This window comes from Candidatus Binatia bacterium (assembly GCA_036563615.1).
Classification (GTDB): domain Bacteria; phylum Desulfobacterota; class Binatia; order UBA12015; family UBA12015; genus DATCMB01.
In genome coordinates this window covers 127,590-149,313 of record DATCMB010000023.1, presented here as the reverse complement: position 1 = coordinate 149,313, position 21,724 = coordinate 127,590, and the positions used below count along the sequence as shown (strand labels likewise).

Sequence of the window (21,724 nt, the reverse complement as noted above, 5' to 3'; positions counted from 1 at the left end):
CCGGCGAACCCGCCGCGCGACGCGACCGGGTGCGCGATCCGGCGGCGAGCTGGTAACGAGGGGGCATGACGTCCCACGCGCTCGGCGCCGCGCCCGACCCGCAAGCGCTCTCGTCGTGCGTGCACTGCGGTCTCTGCCTGTCGTCCTGCCCGACCTACGTCGAGCTCGGCACCGAGGCCGACTCGCCGCGCGGACGCATCCACCTCATGCGCGCCCTCGCCGAGGGGCGACTCGCGCCGACCACCGAGGCGACGCGTCACCTCGACACCTGCCTCGGCTGCCGCGCGTGCGAGAGCGCATGTCCGTCCGGGGTGCCGTACGGCGAGCTCATCGAGGCGGCGCGGCCGTGGGTCGAGGAGCGCCGCGCGCTGCCCGGTCGCCTCGCGCGGCGCGCGCTCGGCGCGGCGCTGACCCGCCCGTCGCTGCGTCGCACGCTGCTCGTGCCGGTGCGCGCGGTCGCGGGCGCCGCCTGGCTGCGCACGCTCGCGCGCCACGTGCCGTCGAGCTGGACGTCGTACGCGGCGGCGCTGCGCCCGCTGCGTCCCGCCCCCCCGCCACTGCCGCGCGTGATCGAGCCCGAAGGCGAGGTGCGCGGCGAGGCGCTGCTGCTGACCGGCTGCGTCGCGCACGATCTCTTCCCGCACACCAACGCGGCGATCGCGCGGCTGCTGGCGCGGGCCGGCGTCCGCGTCCGCGTGCCGCAGTCGCAAGGTTGCTGCGGCGCGCTGTCGCTGCACCTCGGGCACGAGACGCGAGCGCGCACGCTCGCGCGCGACGTCCTGACGCTCGCTGCGCTGCACCCGACCGACTGGGTGGTCGCGACCGCGGCCGGCTGCGGAGCGTTGCTGCGCGACTACGCGCGCCTCCTGCCCGACGATCCGGCGGCCGCCGACCTCGCCCGCCGCGCGCGCGATCCGCTCGCGCTGCTCGACGAGCTCGGCCTGCCGCCCGCGCCCCATCCGCTCGCGCGCACCGTCGCGGTCCACGACCCCTGCCATCTGGCGCACGCGCAAGGCGTCCGTGCGGAAGTGCGACGACTGCTCGGCGCGATCCCTGGGCTGCGGCTCGTCGAGCTGCCGGAGTCGGACGTCTGCTGCGGCAGCGCCGGCACCTACAACCTCACCGAGCCCGGAATCGCGGGGCGATTGCTCGAGCGCAAGCTCCAGCGCATCGCCGAGAGCGGGGCCGACATCGTCGCGGCCGCGAACCCCGGCTGCCTGCTGCAGATCCGGGCCGGGGCGCTGCGACGCCGTCTGCCGGTCGCGATCGAGCACCCGATCGACCTGCTGGCGACGGCGCACGGCGTCCACGCTTGACGAGGCGACGGGGGTAGCATCAGCCGATCGAGCGCGGCAAGCTCGTCGGTATGCAGGCGCGCTTCCATCGCAATCGATCCTTTCGCGCCGGCCAGTGCATCGTGCTCGCCGCTGCGACGCTGCTCTTGACGACGGCCGCGATCGCGGACGATCGGCTGTCGGACGCCGACCGTCAAGCAATCCGCAACGTCATCGAGCAGCAGCTGCGCGCCTTCAAGCGCAAAGACGGCTTGACGGCGTTCTCGCTTGCGGCGCCGGTGATCCAGCAGATGTTCGGGACGCCGGAGAGCTTCATGCTGATGGTGTCGGAGACCTACGCTCCGATCTACCGCCCAGAGAGCCACACGTTCGGCGAGCTCGAGCTGGTGGCGGGCGAGTGGACGCAGAAGGTCACCGTGGTCAGCGAGGACGGCACCGCGGTCGACGCCTTCTACCTGATGGCGCGTCAAGACGACGGCAGCTGGCGGATCCTCGGCTGCCTGCTCGTGCCGACCAACAAGACCCCGATCTGACCCGCCCGCGGCGGGCCCGCAGGCTGGCTCGCGACGCGCGCCACCGCGCGCGGCGTCCGGGTCGCGCGCCGCTACCCGAAAAGTAGCGCCCTTTCCGACGAAGCCGGCTCGTCCACGGCACGCACGACGACGCGTGCTCGCGACGAGCCCTCGCAAGGAAAGGAAGGATTCCGATGACCCCGACGCCCGAAGCGCGCACCGGCTCGTGCCCGTCCGCGCTCCCCTCGCCGCGGCGCTTGCGCGCGGCGGACCGTTTGCCCGGCGCCATCGTCGGGCTCGTCGCCGCGGCGCTACCGCTCGTCGGGGCGTGCAGCTTCGACTCGCCGAAGCTGCTCAAGACCCCGAAGGGCCTCTACCAGATCCTGAACTCCGCTCCGTACGCCGACGACGCGACGATCTTCGGCGAGCGCTGGCGCGTGATCGACGCGCCCGAGCTCAAGGTGGACCATGGCTTCACCTGCGCGAGCGCGCCGCACGGCGCGACCAACACCGACATCGGCGTGCGCCTGCAGGAGACCGCGCCGCTGCCGAGCGCCAACTGGGACGCGACCGTCCTGCTGAACGGCTGGGACGTCCAGTACATCGGCGACGACCACCACGTCCTCGGCCTCGGCTCGACGATCTTCAACATCGCGCGCAACAGCGACGGACTCTTCTGGGAAGCCGGCGGCGTGCTCAGCGACCGCAACGGCGACGACCCGTACCGCTGGTGCTACGACTACACGATCCTGTCCTGGCTCAAGGGTCCGCAGCACATCGACATGAGCGCGGTCCACGCCGACGCCGGGGCGAAGCTCGTGTTCGTCGATCGCCGCGTGCAGAGCCGCTACAACCGCGTCAAGCAAGCCGGCTTCCGCGCGCCGACCGACCCGCGTGCGCGTCTCCTCACCGGATTCGGCGTGACCTTCGACGACACCGATCACCACCTGCTGCAGTTCGGCTTCGACCTCGCCGAGGCGAAGACCAACGGCCGGCGGATCAACTGGGGCTCGCGCGTCATCCTGAAGGACAACTCGCACCGCCGCTACGGCGTCGGCCACCTCGCGACCGTGCTCACCGGCTCGAGCGTCAGCGTGTGGAAGCCGACCAAGGTCGTGATCGAGGAGGGCCACCCGCAGTCACCGCGCGAGATCGACAACGACCTCGTGCTGACGCCGCGCGACGACGTGAACGTCTGCCTGAGCGGCCCGGCGCAGCACATCTACCACGTCCGGGTCGACGACGTGCCGTTCGACTACGCGGTGCCCATGCTCACCGGCTGGGACGTCGGCACGCTGTGCGACGACGAGGAGATCAAGCACGTCGGCGCCTGGATCGAGGACTGGTCGTGGCACAAGAACCCCGGCGACCCGACCGGCACCCTGCGCTACACGGTGCGCAACGTCACCGCGGACAAGGATCCCGACAGCCCGACCGCGGACGGCTTCCAGATCGAGGTCCTCGGCATCGCTCCGCGCTGATCCCGCCGCGCGGATCCCGATCTGCCGATCCGCCGCGCCGATCCCGCGCGATCGGTGCCCCGCAGCGCGCACCGCACGCCGCTCGCCCCTCCCTCCCCGAGCGACGGGTGCGTGTCCCCCGGCGCGGCCGGCGACTCCCCTCGCCGGCCGCGCCGTGCATTGTTGCGGGGGTAGGCAAGCGTTAAACCGAATTCATGGGCAACGACGGCGCTGCACTCTTCGACTCTCTCCAGACGTTCAGCTTCGGCGGTCGCACCGGACGCTACTACTCGCTGCCGCAGCTCGAGAAGGCCGGCCTCGGCAAGATCTCGCGCTTGCCGGTGAGCATCCGCATCGTGCTCGAGTCGGTGCTGCGCAACGTCGACGGCAAGCGATGCCGCGAGTCCGACGTCCGCGCGCTCGCGGCCTGGAAGCCGAACGCCGAGCGCACCGAGGAGATCCCCTTCGTCGTCGCGCGCATCCTGCTGCAGGACTTCACCGGCGTGCCGCTGCTGGTCGACCTCGCCGCGATGCGCTCGACGGTCGCGCGCCTCGGCAAGGATCCGAAGATCGTCGAGCCGCTCGTGCCCGTCGATCTCGTCGTCGACCACTCGGTGCAGGTCGACTTCGCCGGCATCCCGTCCGCGCTCGAGCGCAACATGCGGATGGAGTTCGAGCGCAACAAGGCGCGCTACGAGTTCCTCAAGTGGGGCATGCAGGCCTTCGACACCTTCAAGGTCGTGCCGCCCGGCATCGGCATCTGCCATCAGGTCAACCTCGAGTACCTCGGGCAGGGCGTGCTCGAGCGTGACGGCGTCTACTTCCCCGACACGCTCGTCGGCACCGACTCGCACACGACGATGATCAACGGCCTCGGCATCGTCGGCTGGGGCGTGGGCGGCATCGAGGCCGAGGCCGGCATGCTCGGCCAGCCGGTTTATTTCTTGACGCCCGACGTCGTCGGCGTGCACCTGACCGGCTCGCTGCGCGAGGGCGTGACCGCGACCGACCTCGTGCTGCGGATCACCGAGATGCTGCGCAAGGCCAAGGTGGTCGGGAAGTTCGTCGAGTACCACGGCGAGGGCGCGGCGACGCTGTCGGTGCAGGACCGCGCGACCATCGCCAACATGGCGCCCGAGTACGGCGCGACCATGGGCTTCTTCCCGGTCGACGAGGAGACCTGCAAGTACCTGCTCGCGACCGGCCGCAGCGAGGAGCACGTCGAGCTGGTGCGCGCGTACTACACGGCGCAGGGGATGTTCGGCATCCCGCGCGCCGGCGAGTGCGACTACAGCGAGGTGCTCGAGCTCGACCTCTCGACCGTCACGCCGAGCGTGTCGGGTCCGAAGCGGCCGCAGGACCGGATCGAGCTCACGAGCCTCAAGGAGCGCTTCAAGGAGCTGCTCACGGCACCGCCGTCGGCGAACGGCTACGGGCGCCCCGACGCGAGCGAGCACTCCGCCTCGGTGACGCTGTCCGCGCGCGGCGAACAGGTGGTCTCGGGTGGCGGCGACCAGACGCCGTCGAGCATCCCCGAGGGCGGCGGCGCGAGCAGCGTCAAGAATACCAGCACCGAGACCGAGCTCGAGATGATGAACAACCGGCCGACCCCGGACCGCGTGTCCTCGTCCGAGCTGGACGGCGAGCGCACGCAGGTGACGGTCCGCGACGGCGACGTCGTGATCGCGGCGATCACCTCGTGCACCAACACCTCGAACCCGTCGGTCATGCTGGGCGCGGGCCTGCTCGCGAAGAAGGCGGTCGAGCGCGGTCTGCGCGTGCAGCCGTACGTCAAGGCGTCGCTCGCGCCCGGCTCGCGCGTGGTCAGCGACTACCTCGCGAAGACCGGGCTGCAGCCCTACCTCGACCAGCTCGGCTTCAACCTGGTCGGCTACGGCTGCACGACCTGCATCGGCAACTCGGGGCCGCTCGACCCGGCGCTCGAGGAGGCGATCAACGGCAACGACCTGATCGTCGCGAGCGTGCTGAGCGGCAACCGCAACTTCGAGGCGCGCGTCCACCAGAGCGTGAAGGCGAACTTCCTCATGAGCCCGCCGCTCGTGGTCGCGTTCGCGCTCGCCGGCCGCGTCGACATCGACATGTCGAAGGAGCCGCTCGGCAAGGACCGCGACGGCAAGGACGTCTACCTGCGCGACATCTGGCCGACGACGCAGGAGATCCGCGACTGCCTCTACGCGGCGACCGACGCCGCGACCTACCGTCGCCTGTACTCCGACTTCGCCGGGCAGAACCCGCTGTGGAACGAGATCCCGAGCAAGACCGGCGTCGTCTACGAGTGGGATCCCGAGTCGACCTACATCCAGGAGCCGCCGTTCTTCGAGAACTTCGGCCTCGAGCCGGGCCGCTTCCAGGACGTGCGCGGCGCGCGGGCGCTCGCGATCTTCGGCGACTCGGTGACCACCGACCACATCAGCCCCGCCGGCGCGATCAAGCCGACGTCGCCCGCCGGGCTCTACCTGCAGGAGCGCGGCGTCAAGCCCGCCGAGTTCAACAGCTACGGCGCGCGGCGCGGCAACGACCGCGTCATGACGCGCGGCACGTTCGCCAACGTGCGCATCAAGAACCTGATGGTGCCGGGCGTCGAGGGCGGCGTGACCGTTCACCAGCCGAGCGGCGAGCAGCTCAGCATCTACGACGCGGCGATGCGCTACCAGAAGGAGAACGTGCCGCTCGTCGTGCTCGCCGGGAACGAGTACGGCACCGGCAGCTCACGCGACTGGGCGGCGAAGGGCACGCGGCTCCTCGGCGTGCGCGCGGTGATCGCGCAGAGCTTCGAGCGCATCCACCGCAGCAACCTGGTCGGCATGGGCGTGCTGCCCTGCCAGTTCAAGGAGGGCACGAGCACCGCGACGCTCGGGCTCGACGGCAGCGAGACCTACGACGTGATCGGGCTCGAGAACGGCAGCGTCACGCCGCGCCAGGACGTCACCTTGGTGATCCGTCGCAAGAGCGGCGAGGTCGTCGAGGTGCCGGTGACCGTGCGCATCGATACGCCGATCGAGGTCGAGTACTACCAGCACGGCGGCATCCTGCAGTACGTGCTGCGTCAGCTCATCGCCGCCGCCTGACGCGGTGGCGGCGAGCCGCGCCTCAGCCCTGCTCGCCGTCGCAGGCGGCGACGCACCGCCTCTCGTCCACGCGAAGGTCGAGGCGCTGCGGCGCTTCCTGCTCGCCTACGGCGCGGCGCGGAGCTGGGTCTGGCTCGCGCTCGATTCGGGCTCGCTGCCGACGACGCCGCTCGTCGTCTCGGCGCTGGTCTTGACGGCGTGCGCCGCGCTCGCGTGGACGTCGCGCTACGCGACGCTCGCCGTGCGCTGCGCGCTCGTGGTGCTCGTCGTGCAGCTCGCCTGGACCTTTCCGATCACGCACAACCACTTCTTCCTCGAGCTCGTGTGCGTCGCACTGCTCGCGCTCGTCGATCGCGACGGCGACGGCGAGCCGGTCGCGCTCGAAGCGCTCTGCTGGGTGACCGCGCTCGTGCTGTTCCACACCGGGCTCGCGAAGGTCCTGCACGGACTCTATTTCGGCGGCGAGGTCCTCGCGTTCATGGTCGGACGCGGCGGTCGCTTCGCGGACGCGTTCGCGCTGCTGCTGCCGGCGGACGAGATCGCGCGGCTCACGTCGTACGACCCGATGCACACCGGCGCCGGACCGTACCGCGTCGACTCGCCGGCGTTCGTCGTGGCGTCGAACCTCGTGTGGGTCCTGGAGATCGTCCTCGCGCCGCTGCTGCTCTGGCGCCGCACGCGCACCGCGGCGGCGATCGCGGCGATCGCGCTGGTCCTCGCGATCCAGGTCGGCGCGCGCGAGATCGGCTTCGCGCTGCTGTTCGCGAACCTGCTGCTGCTCTTCGTGCCGACCGCGGCGACGCGCACGTTGCTGCCGGCGCTGCTCGCCGTGCTCGGGTGGATCGTCGGTGCGGCGCTCGGCTGGCTTCCCGGGCACGCGTGGCTGCTGACGGCAAACGTCTGATGGCGAGGTCGCGTCGCATACCAGCAGCGCGCGCCGCAGCGCCGGACGCGTCGCCGCCGGAGACGGCGCAGCCGTGGAAGGCTCGCACGGCGCTCGCGAGCGTCGCGCTGGTCGCGCTGTGGCCGCTCTGTCACCGCGCGCTCGTCGCCTGGCTCGACGTCAACCCGTGGAAGCTCGGCGGCTTCGCGATGTACACCACGGCGACGCCGCCGCTGCTGATCGGGCTCTTCTCCGAGCGCGACGGACGCCTCGGCCTGATCGAGCCCTCGACGCTGCCGCTCGACGCGCAACGTCTGCTCGAGCGCTTCGAGCGCGAGCGCCACGCGCTCGGCGACCTGCGCTCACCCGACGACGTCGCGCAGCGCGTGCTCGCCGCGCGTCCCGACGTCGAGCGCCTGGTCGTCGTCGTGCAGCGCATGGCGCTCGACCCGCAGAGCGCGCGCATGACAGCGCACAAGCGGAGCTACACCTACGCGCGCTGATCCGCCGTCCCGGCGCGGATCGTGCGGAACGCGTAGAGATCACGGGGATCGTGACGACGCTCAGACGCGGATCTCGGCGAGCACGCCGAAGTGGTCGCTCGGAAAGACGTCGCCGCGCGGCTCGTCGAGGACGACCCGTACCGACATGACGGTGCCGCGACCGGTCGCGTCCGGCAGGCCGACCAGCACGTAGTCGATGCGCCGGCTCGGCTCGAACGCCATGCCCGCGTACGGATTGCGGTTGTCCCAGGTGTAGCCGGCGCCGACGCCGCGTCCGACGCGCCACGCGTCCTGCAGGTACGTGCTGCTACCGCCGAGCGACTGCAGGCCGCAGAGGTAGCGGATCTCGGCGGCGTCCGGCTCGGCGTTGAGGTCGCCCGTCACGATCGGCGGCAGCGTCGCCTCGCTCGCCCAGCGACGCACGATCGACGCGAGCTCGATTGCTTGACGCTCGCGCACCCAGCCGTGGTCGAACCGCCAGTTGAAGTGCGTCGTGAGGAACGGAAGCTTGCCGTGCGGCGTCGCGATCAGCGTCGCGAGCACGCTGCGTCGCTCGCCGGTCTCGACGCCGGGCAGCGGGTGCACGGCGGCGCGCTCGATCGGCCAGCGCGACGCGACCAGGTTGCCGAAGCGGTCGCCGTCCGCGTCGTGCGGCAGGTGGTTCTCGTGGTCGTTCCAGCAGAAGGCGGCGCCGAACGTCCGCTCGTAGCCGAGGCCGTGCAGGATGTCCTCGCCCATGTCGAAGCCGTCGCGACGCACGACGATCTCCTGCAGGCCGATCACGTCGGGCTCGAGCGCGCGAATGCCGTCGCGGATCAGCGCCATGCGCTCGGCGTAGGGCTCCGAGACGTTCCAGCAGTTGAGCGTCAAAACGCGCAGCAGCGCCACCAGCGCTTCCCTATCGTCCCCTGCAGCACGCTTCCAGCGTCGGCGCAGTCCGCGCCCTGCGTTGACTCGAATGCGCGGCGCACGCATCGCTCGAAGCCGACGCGAGGCATGTCGCCCGCGTCTCGAGAGGCCCGCTGGGAGCGCATCGCCCCGGCGAGGAGGAGATCATGCATCCAGGTTGGCTGTACTGGTGGAAGCTGCGGCACCACGGGGGCGCGGACTGGTCGGCGTTCGCCGGCTGCGGCGCGGACTTCGGACGCGGCCGGCGCGAAGACGCCTGGCGCGGCGGTCACGAGGGAAAGTGGGCGCACCGCTACGGTGACGACGGACCCGAGCTCGGCGCGGCGTTCGGCGTGCGGCGTCCGCTGCGCTACCTCGCCTACAAGCTGCGGCTCGACGACGAGCAGGTCGCCGAGCTCGCGAAGATCCTCGACGAGCTCAAGACCGAGCGCGCGCAGGCCGAGGTCGACAGGCGGCGGAGCCTGGGCGCGTTCGCCGACGCGCTGAGCGAGCCGTCCTTCGCGCGCGAGCGCGCCTTCGAGGGCGCGAACCTGCGCGTCCAGAGCGCGACGCGACTGCGCGACGCGGTGGTGAACGCCCTCGGCAAGCTGCACGCGCTGCTCGACGAGGAGCAGCGCGCGCGGCTCGCGTACCTGATCCGCACGGGCGCGCTGCAGATCTGAGCGAGTACCTCGCGGCGTGCGCGTCGCCTTGGCGCGCACGCCGCAAGCGTGCCGTCAACCCAAGATCTTCCCGAGCGTCGTCAATCGAGCGCCATGTCGAGCTGGCGGACGCGCTCGAAGCGGCGCGCGACGTCCTCCCAGTTCACGACCTTCCAGTACGCCTCGACCCAGCTCGCCTTCTGGTTGCGGTACTGCGCGTAGTAGGCGTGCTCCCACATGTCGAGCACCATGATCGGCACCGTGCCGTTGCCGATGTTGCCCTGGTGGTCGTGCACCTGCTCGACGACGAGCTGCTTGGCGACCGGTTCCCAGGCGAGCGATCCCCAGCCCGAGCCCTGGATGTTGAGCGCGGCCTCGGTGAGCTGGTTCTTCATCCCGTGGAACGAGCCGAACGACTCCTTGATCGCCGCCAAGAGCTCACCGTCGGGCTCGCCGCCGCCCTTCGGCGACATGTTCTTCCACAGCAGCGAGTGCAGCAGATGCCCCGAGATGTGGAATGCGAGGCTCTTCTGCAGCTGGTTGATGGCCGCGAAGTCTTCTTTCTCGCGCGCCTGAGCGAGCTTCTCGAGCGTCGTGTTGGCGCCCGTTACGTACGCCGCGTGGTGCTTGTCGTGGTGGAGCTGCAGCTGCTCTGCGGAGTAGTGCGGCTCGAGCGCGGAGTAATCGTAGGGAAGCTCGGGGAGCGTGTACTTCTGCATCGACTCCTCCTTCGCAGACCGCGTCCTTCACGACGCGGTGCGTGCTTCCACGATACGGAGGTCGGTACGGAGGGGCAATACGGGTGCCTGCCCCGGATTGCCTCGCTTGCCGCCGACCGCTCGCGCGCCGTCAGGCGGCGATCATGCCGAGGAGGAACGCGCTCCCGAGAAGGGCGGCACGCGTGAACATGAAGCTCGTGCCTCCGGTCCAGCGCCGGATGAAGATCGACCAGGTTCGGGTAGCCTTGCGCATCGCCTCTTCTCCTCCGCCGCGGGGCGCGCGTGTCGTCACGCTCGGCCGCGACGCGCGGCTCTGGAGCAAGCCGCGCACCACCTCGGAACCCTCGAACCTTCACGATTTTTTGTTGGAGGCTCCCGCAAAAAGCAAGTTTGCGGTGACGAGATTCCGACGCTTGCGTCACATCCTTGTCGGCGAGGCGGACGGAGGTCCGGGGCGGCGCGGGGCGCCCTACAGAACGCGGCCCGCGCCGTCGGCGGCCCGGCAGGCGCGGATCCACGGGCGGACGCCGTGGCGCGCGCGGTGGCGCTCGGCGATGGCTTTCGCGACCTCGTCCACCGCGTCTGCGCGCACCAGGTTGATCGTGCAGCCGCCGAAGCCGCCGCCCATCATGCGGCTGCCGAGCACGCCGCGACAGCCGGAGGCGGCCTCGACCAGCGCATCGAGCTCCGGACAGCTGACCTCGTAGAGGTCGCGCAGGCTCGCGTGCGACGCGTAGAGCAGCGCGCCGACCCGCTCGAGGTCGCCGGCCTCGAGCGCCGCGACCGCCTCGAGCACCCGCCGGTTCTCCGCGACGACGTGCCGGCAGCGCCGAAGAACCTCTGCCGGCAGCTCGCCTCCCACGCGCTCGAGGTCCTCCTCGCTCACGTCGCGCAGGGCGCGGATCTCGGGCCGCGTCCGGGCGAGCAGCCGGACGCCCGCCTCGCACTCCGCACGGCGCTGGTTGTAGGCGCCGTCCGCGAGCGCGTGCTTCACCCCGCTGTCGCAGACGAGGAGCGCGACGCCGCTCGGCAGCGCGACCCGACGCAGCTCGAGGCTCCGGCAGTCGAGCAGCAGCGCGTGCCCCGCCGCGCCGTGGCACGAGGTGAACTGGTCCATGATGCCGCACCGCGCGCCGACAAACTCGTTCTCCGCGCGCTGGCAGACGAGCGCCACCTCGCGCGGCTCGGGCGTCTCGCCGGCGAGGTCGAGCAGCGCCCAGGCGACCGCGACCTCGAGCGCCGCCGACGAGCTGAGCCCGGCGCCGAGCGGGATCTCGCCCGCGACGAGGAGGTCCGCGCCGGGCAGACGGCGTCCCGAGCGCGCGAGCTCGAGCGCGACGCCGCGCGGGTAGTCGCTCCAGTGGCGACGCGGGCGCGGTGCGGGCTCGTCGAGGTCGATGGTCGCGTGCTCGCGCAGGTCGCTCGCGTGGAGGCGCAGCTCGCGGGTGCCGTTCGGCGCGGCGGCGACGAAGGTCGCGAGGTCGATCGCCGCCGGCAGGACGAAGCCGTCGTTGTAGTCGGTGTGCTCGCCGATCAGGTTGACGCGTCCGGGGGCGCGGTAGACGCGCGCCGTGCGCCCGAAGCGGTCGTGGAAGCGGCGCTGCAGCTCCGCCGGCTCGATCATGCGCGAGGATGACGCGGCACGCGGCGCCGTGGCAACACGCGCGATCGTCGAGGCCGTACGCGCGTCGGTCGAGGCCGCGCGCGCGTCAATCGACCTCGAGGACGCACTCGATCTCGACCGCGATGTCGAACGGCAGCTCCGCCATGCCGACCGCCGAGCGTGTGTGACGTCCCGCCTCGCCGAAGACCGCGACCAGCAGGTCCGAGCAGCCGTCAATTACCTCCGGCGTGCGGTTGAAGCCGGGCGCGCAGTTCACCATGCCGAGCACCTTGACCACCTGACGCACGCGGTCGAGCGAGCCCAGCTCGGCGCGCACCGTGGCGAGGATCGACAGCGCGGTGAGGCGCGCCGCCTCCTTGCCCTCGTCGAGCGTCAGCGAGCCGCCGACCTTGCCCTGCACGATGCCCTGCGGAGCGACCGGCCCGTGCCCGCCGACCCACAGCAGGTCGCCGCTGCGCTTGCACGAGAGGTAGTTGGCGACCGGGCGTGACGGCTTCGGCAGCTCGATGCCGAGCTGCTGCAGACGCTCCTCGTGTCCTCGCGCTTGCGCCATGGCGGTCTCCTTCCCGGTCGTGAGCCGGTGCGACGCAGCATCGAGGCGCGCGCGCTTCGGCGCAAGCGCTCGCGCTGCTAGGCTCGCGCGCGTGGACGCCTTCCGACCGGGCGAGCGCTGCGTCGACGCATCGGGTGTCGAGGTCGCGCTTCCCGAGCGTGCGCTGCGGATCGTGTCGCTCGTGCCGAGCGTGACCGAGACGCTCTTCGCGCTCGGCCTCGGCGAGCGCGTCGTCGGCGTCACCGACTGGTGCATCCATCCGGCCGACGCGCTGGTCGGCGTGGCGCGCGTGCGCGGCACGAAGAACCCCGACTGCGCGCGGATCGCGGAGCTGGCGCCGGACCTGGTGCTCGCGAACGTCGAGGAGAACCGCGAGGTCGACGTGCGCCGGCTGCGCGAGCGCGGCATCACGGTGTGGGTCGATTACCCGCGCACGGTCGCGGACGCGCTCGCGCAGGTCCGTGCGCTGGCGCGGCTCGGCCCACCGGCGTCGGCGCGCGACGCGATCGTCGAGCCGATCGAGCGCGCGCTGCGCGCGGCCGACGCGCGCCGTACATCGGGCGAGCGTCCGGTGCGCGCCTTCGTCGCGGTGTGGAAGGACCCGTGGATGACGATCGGGCGCGACACCTACGCGCACGACCTGCTCGCGCGCGCGGGGATCGACAACGTCTTCGCCGACGCGGACGGTCGCTACCCGCGCGTCACGCTCGAGGAGGTGGCGGCGCGCGACCCGGAGCTCGTCCTGCTGCCCGACGAGCCGTACCGCTTCACCGACGCCGACGCGCAGGAGCTCGCGAGCGGCGCGCTCGCGGGCACGAGCGCCGCGCGCCGCGGACGCGTCCGGGTGGTCGACGGCACGCTGGCGTTCTGGCCGGGGCCGCGGACGGCGCGCGCGCTCGCGATGCTGCGCTCGCTCGCGCGCGCGTGAGACCGCGCGACTGCTGACTGCCGAGATCCATCCTCGCGCGTCCAGGCGTCACGCGAGCGTCAGCGCGTAGCGGGCGCGGGGACGGGGCGATCTAGACGAGCACGTGCACCAACGCCCGCGCGAGGCAGGAGGACGACGACGTGCTCGCCATCAAGCACGGCGCGCCGCGCGCAGCACCTCCTCGACGAAGCGACGCACCTCGGCGTGGATCCCCGGGGCGCCGCTCTCGCGCGGGCCGGCGACGTTGAGCACGCGGACGTGCTGCTCGTCGAGCCAGGCGACCACGCGACCCACCTCGGACGCTTCCGGCGCGACGACCAGCAACGGTCTGCCGAGCTCGTGCGCGACGCGTGCGGTGTAGGCGGTGCCGCCGGTGAGCTCGCCGCGCGCGAGGATCAGCGTCGCGTCCGAGTCGCGGACGTTGGCGCGCGTCCGCTCCTCGTAGCGCGCGCTGCGGGTCTCGGTGAGCGGGTAGCGCGCGTCGATCGGGCCGTCCTCGGCGAGGCGTCCCTTCGGACACCAGCCGCCGCACGGAAAGCCGAGCGCGAGCGCCGCGTCGAGCGCGGCGCGGTCGACGCCCGTCTGCCCGCCCGAGACGATCTTCTCGAGGCCGCGCGCCGCACCGTCCGCACGCGGGCCCATCCGCTCACCGCTCGGTCGACAGGATCGCCGTCGCCGACGCCGACAGGATGCCGCCGGTGCCGTGGCAGACGGCGGTCTTCGCGTCCTTCACCTGACGCTCGCCGCACTCGCCGCGCAGTTGCTTGACGGCCTCGACGAGCAGGAACATCCCGTACATCCCGGTGTGCGTATACGACAGCCCGCCGCCGTTGGTGTTCATCGGGAAGCTGCCGCCCGGCGCCGAGCGCAGGTCCTCGAAGAAGGGGCCGCCCTCGCCCGGCTTGCAGAAGCCGAGCGCCTCGACGGCGAGGATCGGCACGATGGTGAAGGCGTCGTAGATCATCGCGAGATCGATCTCGGAGTGCTTGACGCCCGACATCGCCCAGGCGCGCTCCGCCGCCATCACGGCCGCGTCCCAGACGTGGAAGCGCGGCATCTGGCTGATGATCGAGTGGCAGGTCGCCTCGCCGGTGCCGAGTACGTAGACCGGCTTCTTCGCGCAGTCCTTCGCCCGCTCGGCCGAGGTGACGACCAGCGCGCCGCCGCCGTCGGTGACGAGACAGCAGTCGAGCAGGTTGAACGGCCAGGCGATCGGCCGCGAGTTGAGCACGTCCTCGATCGTGATCGGATCGCGCATCATCGCGCGCGGGTTGAGCGACGCCCAGCGCCGCGTCGCGACCGCGACCGCCGCCATTTGCTCGCGCGTCGTGCCGAACTCGTGCATGTGGCGGGTCGCGGCGAGCGCGTAGCGCGTCGCCGGACCGCCGATGCCGAACGGCATCTCGTACTGCCCCGGCGGCGTGTCCGGCGCGAAGCGGTCGCCGCCGCCCATGCCGACGCGCGAGTAGCCGCTCTCGCCGTGCGTGATCAGCACCACCTCGGCGATCCCGGCCTCGATGATCGCCAGCGCGTGCTGCAGGTGGGCGATGAACGAGCAGCCGCCCATCTGCGTGTTGTCCATGTAGCGCGGGCGGATGCCGAGGTACTCGGGGACGTCGTTCGCGGTCGGGCGGCCGGTCGACAGCACGGCGTCGACGTCCTTGAGCGTGAGTTCGGCGTCGGCGAGCGCGTTGCGCGCCGCCTCGGCGTGCAGGGCGAGCGCCGACTTGCCCGGCAGCTTGCCGACCTCGTCCGATTCCGCGGCGCCGACGATCGCGACCTTGCCGCGTTGCGCGTGGAGCTTCTCGAGGGCCATGCGTGATCCTTCGTCTCGGTTCGTTCGTGTCGTGCGCCGTCAGGCGGCGGGGCGGAAGCGCGGCAGCGTGACCTCGTCGGTGACGTCGGCGTACTCGATCACCACCGGCATGTCGCAGCGCAGCTTCGCGGGATCGGGCTCGACGCCGACCAGGTTGGTCATCATGCGCGGCCCCTCCGCGAGCTCGACGATCGCGAGGATGTACGGCGCCGGCAGCGGCGGGTTCCGCAGCGGCCGGTGGACGATCGAGAAGGTGTGCAGCTTGCCGCGCCCGCTCGCGGTGAACCACTCGACGTTCGCCGAGAGACAGCTCGGGCAGACGTTGCGCGGATAGAAGTACGCCGTCTGGCAATCGCGGCAGCGCTGGAGGTCGAGCCGGTGCGCCTTGAGCGCGTCCCAGAAGGGCTTCGACTCGGGCGTCGGGTTCGGCAGCGGGGCCTTGTACTCTTCCGCCATGGGGTCTCCTCGTCGGTCGCGTGGACCGGGGTTCGATACCGCTCGGCCGCGCGCGGACGCAAACGACGTGTTGAACGGGCGCATCTCCGCTTGTAAGGGAGGCCCGTGCCTACCGCGGTGACCGAAGGCGTTCGGGTGACGGTCGAGTCGACCTACCTCGAGGAGCACTCCGCGCCCGAAGAGAACCGCTACGCGTTCGCCTACTTCGTCACGATCGCGAACGAGGGCTCGCCGCGCGTCCAGCTGCGCCGTCGGCACTGGATCATCACCGACGGCAACGGCAAGGTCGAGGAGGTCGAGGGCCCCGGCGTCGTCGGCGAGCAGCCGGTGCTCGATCCCGGCGACACGCACCGCTACACGAGCGGCGCCGTCATCTCGACGCCGGTCGGGACGATGGAAGGCTCGTACGAGATGCACGACGTCGAGGGCCGCGTCTTCCGGGCGAAGATCCCGCGCTTCAGCCTGCGGATGCCGGGCGTCGTGCAGTAGCGCTCGTTCGCGCCGCGCCGACGTCAGCGCCTGCGCTCGCGCGCCAGCGAAGCCGCCTCCGACTGCGCTCCTTGAGCCTCGCGGAAGCGCGCCAGCGCCGCCCGCCACAGATCCATCGCCTCGAGGTCGGCGCGTGCGACCCGGATCTCCGTCTCGAGGTGCAGCGCGCGCACCAGCGCGCCGAAGGTCTTCGGCGGCCGGTCGGGGCGGCGCAGCGCGACCAGCTCCTCGAGCACCGCCTGCCCGTGCTCCGCGTACCGGTCGACGATCCGCGACAGCAGCTCCGCGGCGCAGCGCTCGGCGAGCAGCAGGCGCAACGGCAGCTCGTCGCGCGCCCGCTGCCCGGACTCGGGAACCGAGAGCAGCCAGGCGCGCAGCGCGTCCCGTCCCGCGCCCGTGACGCGGTAGACCTTGCGCCGTCTGCGGCTGCCGCTCGCCGACCCGGCGGTCTCGGTCAGCGCCACCAGGCCGTCGCGGCGCAGCGCCGCGAGCACGCGGTAGACCTCGCCGTCGTCCGGCTCGCACAGACCCACGCAGCGCTCGTCGAGCGCCACGCGGACCGCGTAGCCGTGCATCGGCTGCTCGCTCAGCAGGGCGAGGATTGCGAACCGGAGCGCCATGTCGTCGCCTGCCGTCGGCCCGGCGGGCGCGCAGGCTACGCGCCTCGGGGCGGGCTGTCGATCGAGGATCCGCATCGATTCGGCGGTGCTGCCCAACGCTCGCATGCGCGAGGCATGTTCGGCGCGATGCGGACGCCGACACTTACGCGGGCGCCCCTTCCTCGCGCATGAAGCGAGCGGCGCCGCCTCGAGGCGGCGGGGGAAGGAGGGGCTGACGATGATCCTGCGCAACCGCTTGAACCGCTTCCTGCACGATCGGGGGCTCGCCGAGGGCGAGGTCGCGTTGGTGGCCCGCCTCGACCAGGGCCATCTGAACCGCATCAAGAACGGTCGCGTGAAGCCGACGCTGGTGACGGCGCTGCGCATCGCGCACGCGCTCGGAGCATCGGTCAACCAGCTCTTCTACCTCGAGGGCCTCGACGACGACGACACCGTGACCCCGGCGCGTCCGCTGACGGCCGGCGCGTCGCGGGCCGAGCGCCGCATCGGGCCGGGTCCGGAGCGGGCGCTGCCGCCCGCCGCCGAGCGCGCGCGGAGCAGCGTGGCCGCCGGCTCGCGACGCTGACGCCTCACGCGCCCGCGAGCCCCGCGAGCAGCCGGAAATGCCTGCTGGACGAGGCGCACGGGGTGCCTTACCTTCGCGCTCGTCGCGCTCTCACGCGCGACCGATGCCATGCGCAAGCTCCTCGTCGTCGCGACGTTCTTCCTCGTGATTCTGTCGGCCTGGGTCGGCGGACACGTCTACATCGCGCGTCGCCTGATCCTCGACACGGGGCTGAGCGGATTCGCCGCCGGCGGCGCCCTCCTCCTGCTCGGCTTTCTCTGCGCGCTGGTCGTGCCGCAGTGGCTCGCCGAGCGCTTCCTGCCGCCGCGTCTCAGCCGCATGGTTTCGTGGCCGACGTTCGTGTGGATGGGCATCGCCTACTTCACGGTGCTGGCCCTCGCGGCCTCCGACGCCGTGCTCGCGATCGCGGGCGCGCCGGCGCTCGCGGGCGCGGCCGCGCCAGCCCCGAACGGCGCCGCCACCACGCGCGCCGTCGTGGTCGCGCTCGCCGCGCTCGCGGCGAGCGGCGTGGCGCTCGTCGGGGCGCTGCGGCGTCCGCGCGACACGCGGGTCGAGATCGAGCTCGAGCGCTGGCCGCGCGAGCTCGACGGCTTCCGCATCGTGCAGATCAGCGACGTGCACATCGGCCCGATGCGCGACCGGCGGTTTGCGCGCGAGATCACCGAGCGCGTGAACGCGCTCGAGCCCGACCTGATCGCGGTCACCGGCGACCTGGTCGACGGTCCGGTGGCGCACCTCGCCGACGAGGTCGCGCCGTTCGCCGAGCTACGCGCGAAGCACGGCGTCTTCTTCGTCACCGGCAACCACGACTACTACTCCGGCGCCGATCCGTGGCTCGAGCACGTGCGCAAGCTCGGCATGCGGCCGCTGCGCAACGAGCGCGTCGAGATCCGGGCGAACGGCGCGGCGTTCGATCTCGCCGGCGTCGACGACCACCGCGGCTACCTGTTCGGGCCCGGCCACGGCGAGGACGTCCCGAAGGCGCTCGCCGGACGCAATCCGTCGCGCCCGGTCGTGCTGCTCGCGCACGACCCGAGCACGTTCAGGAGCGCGTCGCAGCACGACGTCGACCTGCAGATCTCCGGACACACGCACGGCGGGCAGCTCTGGCCGTTCGGCTACGTCGTGCGGCTGGTCGTCAAGTACGTCGCGGGCGAGTACCAGCGCGGACGCTCGCGGCTCTTCGTCAGCCGCGGCACGGGCTTCTGGGGGCCGCCGATGCGTCTCGGAGCGCCGCCCGAGGTCGTGGAGATCGTGCTGCGCTCGCCGCAGCGCTCGCCCCTCGGCGCGCGCGCCGATGCCTGAGCGGCGGCTGCGCGTCCCGGCACGCGAGCTCACGATCCGCTTCGTCCGCAGCTCGGGCGCGGGCGGCCAGAACGTCAACAAGGTCAACACGAAGGCCGTGCTGCGCTGGCCGGTCGCGACGTCGCGCGCGCTGCCCGAGGACGTCCGCCAGCGCTTTCTCGAGCGCTGGGCGAGCCGCATCACGAGCGACGGCGAGATCGTGCTGACCAGCGACCGCCATCGCGACCAGGGACGCAACGTCGCCGACTGCATCGGCAAGCTCGACGCGATGCTCGACGCGGTGGCGACCCCGCCGCGGCCGCGCAAGAAGACGCGCCCGTCGCGCAGCGCGGTCGAGCGTCGGCTGCAGGAGAAGCGCGCGCAGTCGGAGAAGAAGCGCCGGCGCGCGACGCTCACCGACTGACGCGCGCGCGCTCGCCGGGGACGAGGGCGCGCGCGGCGACCGCGGCGCGGTGCGGCCGCACGCGGGACACGATCCCGGCTCGCCCACGGCGAGCGGCGCGTGCTATGCGCGGCCGGTGTCGACCTCCACCGTGCGGGCCGCGCTGCTCCTCTGCACCGCCCTGCTCATCGCGGCGTGCAGCGACCGCGACGTCGCGCCGAGCGACTCGCCGTTCGCCGTGCGCGGCGTGATCGAAGGCTTCTACGGCGCGCCCTACGACTTCGTCGACCGCGCGCACGTCATCCGCTTCATCGGCGCGCGCGGCATGAACGCCTACGTCTACGCGCCGAAGAACGATCCGCTGCACCGCGACCGCTGGCGCGAGCCGTACCCGCCCGAGCAGCTCGCGGAGCTCGGCGAGCTCGCGCGCATCGGCGCCGAGTCCGGCGTGCGCTTCTACTTCGCGATCGCGCCCGGCATCACCTACGACGCCGACGACCCGCGCGACTGGGATCTCCTCGCGAGCAAGCTGACCAGCATGCACCAGCAGGGCGTGACCGGCTTCGCGCTGCTGTTCGACGACCTGCTCGACCCCGCCTCGACGGCGCTCGACCCCGAGCTGCAGGCGAGCTTGACGGCGCGCGTCGCCGAGCTGGTGGCGGGCTTCGGCGACTCCGACCTGTGGTTCATCGGGCACGTCTACGCGGGGCTCGGAGCCGACCTCGCGGCGAACCGCGGCTTCCTGCCGATGCTGTCGCCGCTGCCGCCGCAGGTCTACTACGACGCGTACGCGCGCCTCGTGCCGCCGACGCTGCCGATCATGTGGACCGGCCCCGGCGTGTTCTCGACGCGCCTCACGCGCGAGGACACCGACGGCTTCCGCAGCTTCGCGCACGGCCGCGAGGTGGTGATCTGGGACAACGTCCCGGTGAACGATGCGCTGCCGCGCGAGCTCTTCCTCGGCCCCTACCTCGGCCGCGCCGCGGACCTGGCCGAGGCTGCGCGCGGCATCGTCCTGAACCTGATGGGCCAGGCGCGCGCGGGGCTGGTGACGGTCGCGACCGCGGCCCGCTACATGGCGGACCCGGCGGGCTACGACGCCGAAGCGGCCTGGCGCGAGGCGCTGCGCGACGTCGGCGGCGATGCGGCCGACGCCTTGCAGCTGTTCGCCGAGCAGCACCGCGGCCACCCGGTGCTCGACGGCGCCGACGAGGCGATCGAGCTCGGTGCGCGCATCGCGGCCGCGTTCGGCTCAGCCGAAGACGACGGCGCGCTCGCCGAGCTGCGCGCGTACCTCGAAGCGCTGCGCGGCAACGAGGCCGAGCTCATGGCCGGTCTCGACGACGAGCGTCTGCGCAGCGAGATCGCGCCGTGGTCAGCGAAGCTCACCAAGCTCGCCGACGCAGCGCTGACCGGGCTCGACGCGCTCGCGGGTCTCGCGTCGGCCGAGTCGTATGCGGCGAAGCGCGACGCCGCGCGCGCCGAGACGCAGGCCGTCGCCGAAACGGTGTCGAGCGACGGGCTCGCGACGCTCTCCGGCGGCCACGTCAACCCGCCGGTCGACCGCTTCGCCGAGCTGTTCGCGGCGATCGACGCGCGCCTCGGGGCGCGCTGATGGCGACGCGCTGACGCGGCCGCCCGCTCGTGGCACGCTGACGCGGCCAACCTCGCGGTGCGCTGACGCGGCACGGGCGGAGAGCTGCGCGCCTCAGCCCACGCTCGCGACCGGCTTGCCGTTCGCGTCGAGCACGCGCCAGTCGGTCGCGAAGCCGTAGCCGACGCGCTCTTGCCAGCGGTAGCGCACGACGCACTCGCACGAGACGCTCGCGCGGGCGTTGCGCATCTCCGGCAGCGGCGCGAGCTGCACGACCTCGCCCGTGACGACGTGCTGCTCGCCCTGCTCGTCCTTCAGCGTCAAGCGCAAAGCGCTCGGCAGATCCGTCTCCGGCTCGCGGGTCGTCGCGAGCGTCGCGTCGACCAGCACGAGCGGGGCTCCGTCGCGCACGATCCAGCCGCTCGGCACCGGACGCTGGTCGCGCAGCGCGAGCGTCACGCCGAGCGCATGACGCTCGTCGAAGCGCGCGAGCAGCGTGCTGCGAGCGAGCAGCTGCGCGTCCTCCTCGACGCCCCAGCAGCGCTCGCGACCGCCGAGCGCCTGCAGGACGTAGTGGTCGCCCGACACCCAGACCTCGCCGCGGGCGACGCAGGTCTGCTGGAAGAGCTGCGCGCCGCTCGCGAGCGGCGGCGAGGTCGCTTCCAGCGTCACGTCGACGATCAGACGCTCGAGACGCGAGCGCGCCCACGCGGCGCGATCGCCGGCGTCGCGCGATTCGAGGAGCGAGTGCGCGGGGCCGTCGTAGGTCACGCGCCAGCTGCGCAGCGGCTCGCAGACCGTGTAGCGCACGTCCTCGACCTCGAGCTCCGCGGTGTTCGTCGACTGCGGCTTGACGTGGCGCGCAGTGATGAAGCCGCCGTCGGGCAGGAAGAAGCTCAGCGCGGCGTCCATCATGCCCGCGTTCGGCCGCACCGTCATGCGGGTGAAGCCCGCGAGACCGGACGCCGCGTCGTGGAGATCGAAGGCGTAGGCCTCGCGCCAGGCGAGATCCGTCGACGGCGCGTGCGGCTCCTCGTCGGCGGCCGTGATCGCTGCGCGGGTCGCGCTCACGCGCCCGACCGCTCGGGGAAGACCTGCAGGAAGGGCCGCACCTCGTGGCGCGCGAACACCCCCTCGACGACGTAGGGGTCGCGCGCCGCGATCGCGCGCGCCTCCTCGAGCGACGCCGCCTCGAGGACGATCATGCTGCCGCACGGCGTCTTGCCGTCGTCCTGGAGCAGCGGTCCCGCGATGACGATGCGGCCTGCCGCGTCGTGCGGGCGCAGGTGGTCGAGGTGGCGCGGGCGCACCTCGGGACGCTTCGCGAGCGCGTCCGGACCGTCGTGACCGATGATGACGAACAAGGGCATGGCTTCACCTC

At 72.3% G+C, this 21,724-nt stretch carries 24 protein-coding genes; 13 read left to right on the top strand and 11 right to left on the bottom strand.

From position 1 onward, the window contains the following. Nucleotides 1-65 precede the first annotated feature (65 nt). The 6 genes from VIS07_21880 to VIS07_21855 all read left to right on the top strand — a co-directional run bounded on the left by VIS07_21880 (nt 66) and on the right by VIS07_21855 (nt 7,742). Nucleotides 66-1,316, top strand: a complete 1,251-nt coding sequence (locus VIS07_21880) for a heterodisulfide reductase-related iron-sulfur binding cluster (GenBank protein ID HEY8518169.1) — start codon at nt 66-68, stop codon at nt 1,314-1,316. Nucleotides 1,317-1,366: 50 nt separating this feature from the next. After that, nucleotides 1,367-1,828 carry a DUF4864 domain-containing protein gene (locus VIS07_21875; protein HEY8518168.1) on the top strand — a complete coding sequence of 154 codons (462 nt, stop codon included), beginning with the start codon at nt 1,367-1,369 and terminating at the stop codon, nt 1,826-1,828. Nucleotides 1,829-2,001: 173 nt separating this feature from the next. After that, on the top strand, nt 2,002-3,288 hold the full coding sequence (locus VIS07_21870) for a hypothetical protein (protein ID HEY8518167.1): 1,287 nt from the start codon (nt 2,002-2,004) through the stop codon (nt 3,286-3,288). Between the two features lie 194 nt (nt 3,289-3,482). Next, complete coding sequence (locus tag VIS07_21865) at nt 3,483-6,356, top strand: aconitate hydratase (protein ID HEY8518166.1); 2,874 nt, start codon at nt 3,483-3,485, stop codon at nt 6,354-6,356. 4 nt (nt 6,357-6,360) lie between these two features. Continuing rightward, on the top strand, nt 6,361-7,260 hold the full coding sequence (locus VIS07_21860) for a hypothetical protein (GenBank protein ID HEY8518165.1): 900 nt from the start codon (nt 6,361-6,363) through the stop codon (nt 7,258-7,260). Then, nucleotides 7,260-7,742: a hypothetical protein gene (locus VIS07_21855; protein HEY8518164.1), complete on the top strand. Its 483-nt coding sequence runs from the start codon at nt 7,260-7,262 to the stop codon at nt 7,740-7,742. The genes VIS07_21860 and VIS07_21855 overlap by 1 nt, the downstream gene beginning before the upstream one ends. Nucleotides 7,743-7,802: 60 nt before the next feature. Here the strand turns inward: VIS07_21855 and VIS07_21850 are convergent, their stop codons facing one another. Beyond that, nucleotides 7,803-8,630, bottom strand: coding sequence for an endonuclease/exonuclease/phosphatase family protein (locus VIS07_21850; protein ID HEY8518163.1), 828 nt, complete (start codon nt 8,628-8,630; stop codon nt 7,803-7,805). A gap of 167 nt (nt 8,631-8,797) precedes the next feature. On the opposite strand from VIS07_21850, the gene VIS07_21845 reads away from it, so the two are divergent. Then, a complete protein-coding gene (locus tag VIS07_21845; protein HEY8518162.1) occupies nt 8,798-9,313 on the top strand; it encodes a Spy/CpxP family protein refolding chaperone in 516 nt (171 codons plus the stop codon). 80 nt (nt 9,314-9,393) lie between these two features. On the opposite strand, the gene VIS07_21840 is transcribed toward VIS07_21845, so the two are convergent. From VIS07_21840 to VIS07_21825, 4 genes are all read right to left on the bottom strand, one after another. Beyond that, nucleotides 9,394-10,011 carry a superoxide dismutase gene (locus tag VIS07_21840; protein ID HEY8518161.1) on the bottom strand — a complete coding sequence of 206 codons (618 nt, stop codon included), beginning with the start codon at nt 10,009-10,011 and terminating at the stop codon, nt 9,394-9,396. A gap of 130 nt (nt 10,012-10,141) precedes the next feature. Next, nucleotides 10,142-10,264, bottom strand: coding sequence for a hypothetical protein (locus tag VIS07_21835; GenBank protein ID HEY8518160.1), 123 nt, complete (start codon nt 10,262-10,264; stop codon nt 10,142-10,144). Nucleotides 10,265-10,480: 216 nt separating this feature from the next. Further along, entirely contained in the window at nt 10,481-11,635 is a 1,155-nt protein-coding gene (galK, locus tag VIS07_21830) for a galactokinase (protein HEY8518159.1), read from the bottom strand. A gap of 85 nt (nt 11,636-11,720) precedes the next feature. After that, nucleotides 11,721-12,188, bottom strand: coding sequence for a RidA family protein (locus VIS07_21825; protein HEY8518158.1), 468 nt, complete (start codon nt 12,186-12,188; stop codon nt 11,721-11,723). Nucleotides 12,189-12,279: 91 nt separating this feature from the next. On the opposite strand from VIS07_21825, the gene VIS07_21820 reads away from it, so the two are divergent. Continuing rightward, entirely contained in the window at nt 12,280-13,116 is an 837-nt protein-coding gene (locus VIS07_21820; protein ID HEY8518157.1) for a helical backbone metal receptor, read from the top strand. A gap of 150 nt (nt 13,117-13,266) precedes the next feature. On the opposite strand, the gene VIS07_21815 is transcribed toward VIS07_21820, so the two are convergent. Genes VIS07_21815 through VIS07_21805 form a run of 3 tightly spaced genes read right to left on the bottom strand, consistent with a single transcriptional unit; the run spans nt 13,267 to nt 15,388 of the window. Next, nucleotides 13,267-13,758, bottom strand: coding sequence for a putative molybdenum carrier protein (locus VIS07_21815; GenBank protein ID HEY8518156.1), 492 nt, complete (start codon nt 13,756-13,758; stop codon nt 13,267-13,269). A 4-nt stretch (nt 13,759-13,762) separates the two neighbouring features. Continuing rightward, the gene (locus VIS07_21810; GenBank protein ID HEY8518155.1) at nt 13,763-14,932 is read right to left on the bottom strand and encodes an acetyl-CoA acetyltransferase; all 1,170 of its coding nucleotides are present in this window, start codon (nt 14,930-14,932) and stop codon (nt 13,763-13,765) included. Nucleotides 14,933-14,971: 39 nt separating this feature from the next. Next, the gene (locus tag VIS07_21805) at nt 14,972-15,388 is read right to left on the bottom strand and encodes a Zn-ribbon domain-containing OB-fold protein (protein HEY8518154.1); all 417 of its coding nucleotides are present in this window, start codon (nt 15,386-15,388) and stop codon (nt 14,972-14,974) included. A 105-nt stretch (nt 15,389-15,493) separates the two neighbouring features. Here VIS07_21805 and apaG point away from each other — a divergent pair, with 105 nt between their 5' ends. Then, nucleotides 15,494-15,877, top strand: coding sequence for a Co2+/Mg2+ efflux protein ApaG (gene apaG, locus VIS07_21800; GenBank protein ID HEY8518153.1), 384 nt, complete (start codon nt 15,494-15,496; stop codon nt 15,875-15,877). 23 nt (nt 15,878-15,900) lie between these two features. Here apaG and VIS07_21795 read toward each other — a convergent pair whose 3' ends face one another. Further along, nucleotides 15,901-16,497 (bottom strand): PadR family transcriptional regulator, encoded by a 597-nt coding sequence (locus VIS07_21795; protein ID HEY8518152.1) that lies wholly within the window; start codon nt 16,495-16,497, stop codon nt 15,901-15,903. Nucleotides 16,498-16,714: 217 nt separating this feature from the next. Between VIS07_21795 and VIS07_21790 the strand changes: the two genes are divergently transcribed. The 4 genes from VIS07_21790 (at nt 16,715) to VIS07_21775 (ending at nt 20,364) form a co-directional block, all read left to right on the top strand. Then, on the top strand, nt 16,715-17,062 hold the full coding sequence (locus VIS07_21790; protein ID HEY8518151.1) for a helix-turn-helix domain-containing protein: 348 nt from the start codon (nt 16,715-16,717) through the stop codon (nt 17,060-17,062). Between the two features lie 108 nt (nt 17,063-17,170). Next, nucleotides 17,171-18,367 (top strand): metallophosphoesterase, encoded by a 1,197-nt coding sequence (locus tag VIS07_21785; protein ID HEY8518150.1) that lies wholly within the window; start codon nt 17,171-17,173, stop codon nt 18,365-18,367. Continuing rightward, nucleotides 18,360-18,770: an alternative ribosome rescue aminoacyl-tRNA hydrolase ArfB gene (gene arfB, locus VIS07_21780; GenBank protein ID HEY8518149.1), complete on the top strand. Its 411-nt coding sequence runs from the start codon at nt 18,360-18,362 to the stop codon at nt 18,768-18,770. Before VIS07_21785 ends, arfB begins: the two co-directional genes overlap by 8 nt. Nucleotides 18,771-18,885: 115 nt before the next feature. Further along, the gene (locus VIS07_21775) at nt 18,886-20,364 is read left to right on the top strand and encodes a beta-N-acetylglucosaminidase domain-containing protein (protein HEY8518148.1); all 1,479 of its coding nucleotides are present in this window, start codon (nt 18,886-18,888) and stop codon (nt 20,362-20,364) included. A 93-nt stretch (nt 20,365-20,457) separates the two neighbouring features. Here the strand turns inward: VIS07_21775 and VIS07_21770 are convergent, their stop codons facing one another. Next, the gene (locus VIS07_21770) at nt 20,458-21,414 is read right to left on the bottom strand and encodes a hypothetical protein (GenBank protein ID HEY8518147.1); all 957 of its coding nucleotides are present in this window, start codon (nt 21,412-21,414) and stop codon (nt 20,458-20,460) included. Next, nucleotides 21,411-21,713 carry a YciI family protein gene (locus tag VIS07_21765; GenBank protein HEY8518146.1) on the bottom strand — a complete coding sequence of 101 codons (303 nt, stop codon included), beginning with the start codon at nt 21,711-21,713 and terminating at the stop codon, nt 21,411-21,413. The genes VIS07_21770 and VIS07_21765 overlap by 4 nt, the downstream gene beginning before the upstream one ends. Nucleotides 21,714-21,724: the final 11 nt, after the last annotated feature.

What these genes read in the sequence shown, in the direction of transcription:
- VIS07_21825 (HEY8518158.1), bottom strand. Translation starts at nt 12,188, where the DNA reads ATGGCGCAAGCGCGAGGACACGAGGAGCGTCTGCAGCAGCTCGGCATC.
- VIS07_21875 (HEY8518168.1), top strand. Translation starts at nt 1,367, where the DNA reads ATGCAGGCGCGCTTCCATCGCAATCGATCCTTTCGCGCCGGCCAGTGC.
- VIS07_21815 (HEY8518156.1), bottom strand. Translation starts at nt 13,758, where the DNA reads ATGGGCCCGCGTGCGGACGGTGCGGCGCGCGGCCTCGAGAAGATCGTC.
- VIS07_21865 (HEY8518166.1), top strand. Translation starts at nt 3,483, where the DNA reads ATGGGCAACGACGGCGCTGCACTCTTCGACTCTCTCCAGACGTTCAGC.
- galK (HEY8518159.1), bottom strand. Translation starts at nt 11,635, where the DNA reads ATGATCGAGCCGGCGGAGCTGCAGCGCCGCTTCCACGACCGCTTCGGG.
- arfB (HEY8518149.1), top strand. Translation starts at nt 18,360, where the DNA reads ATGCCTGAGCGGCGGCTGCGCGTCCCGGCACGCGAGCTCACGATCCGC.
- VIS07_21840 (HEY8518161.1), bottom strand. Translation starts at nt 10,011, where the DNA reads ATGCAGAAGTACACGCTCCCCGAGCTTCCCTACGATTACTCCGCGCTC.
- VIS07_21880 (HEY8518169.1), top strand. Translation starts at nt 66, where the DNA reads ATGACGTCCCACGCGCTCGGCGCCGCGCCCGACCCGCAAGCGCTCTCG.
- VIS07_21790 (HEY8518151.1), top strand. Translation starts at nt 16,715, where the DNA reads ATGATCCTGCGCAACCGCTTGAACCGCTTCCTGCACGATCGGGGGCTC.
- VIS07_21795 (HEY8518152.1), bottom strand. Translation starts at nt 16,497, where the DNA reads ATGGCGCTCCGGTTCGCAATCCTCGCCCTGCTGAGCGAGCAGCCGATG.
- VIS07_21765 (HEY8518146.1), bottom strand. Translation starts at nt 21,713, where the DNA reads ATGCCCTTGTTCGTCATCATCGGTCACGACGGTCCGGACGCGCTCGCG.
- VIS07_21870 (HEY8518167.1), top strand. Translation starts at nt 2,002, where the DNA reads ATGACCCCGACGCCCGAAGCGCGCACCGGCTCGTGCCCGTCCGCGCTC.
- VIS07_21855 (HEY8518164.1), top strand. Translation starts at nt 7,260, where the DNA reads ATGGCGAGGTCGCGTCGCATACCAGCAGCGCGCGCCGCAGCGCCGGAC.
- VIS07_21810 (HEY8518155.1), bottom strand. Translation starts at nt 14,932, where the DNA reads ATGGCCCTCGAGAAGCTCCACGCGCAACGCGGCAAGGTCGCGATCGTC.
- VIS07_21785 (HEY8518150.1), top strand. Translation starts at nt 17,171, where the DNA reads ATGCGCAAGCTCCTCGTCGTCGCGACGTTCTTCCTCGTGATTCTGTCG.
- VIS07_21845 (HEY8518162.1), top strand. Translation starts at nt 8,798, where the DNA reads ATGCATCCAGGTTGGCTGTACTGGTGGAAGCTGCGGCACCACGGGGGC.
- VIS07_21835 (HEY8518160.1), bottom strand. Translation starts at nt 10,264, where the DNA reads ATGCGCAAGGCTACCCGAACCTGGTCGATCTTCATCCGGCGCTGGACC.
- VIS07_21805 (HEY8518154.1), bottom strand. Translation starts at nt 15,388, where the DNA reads ATGGCGGAAGAGTACAAGGCCCCGCTGCCGAACCCGACGCCCGAGTCG.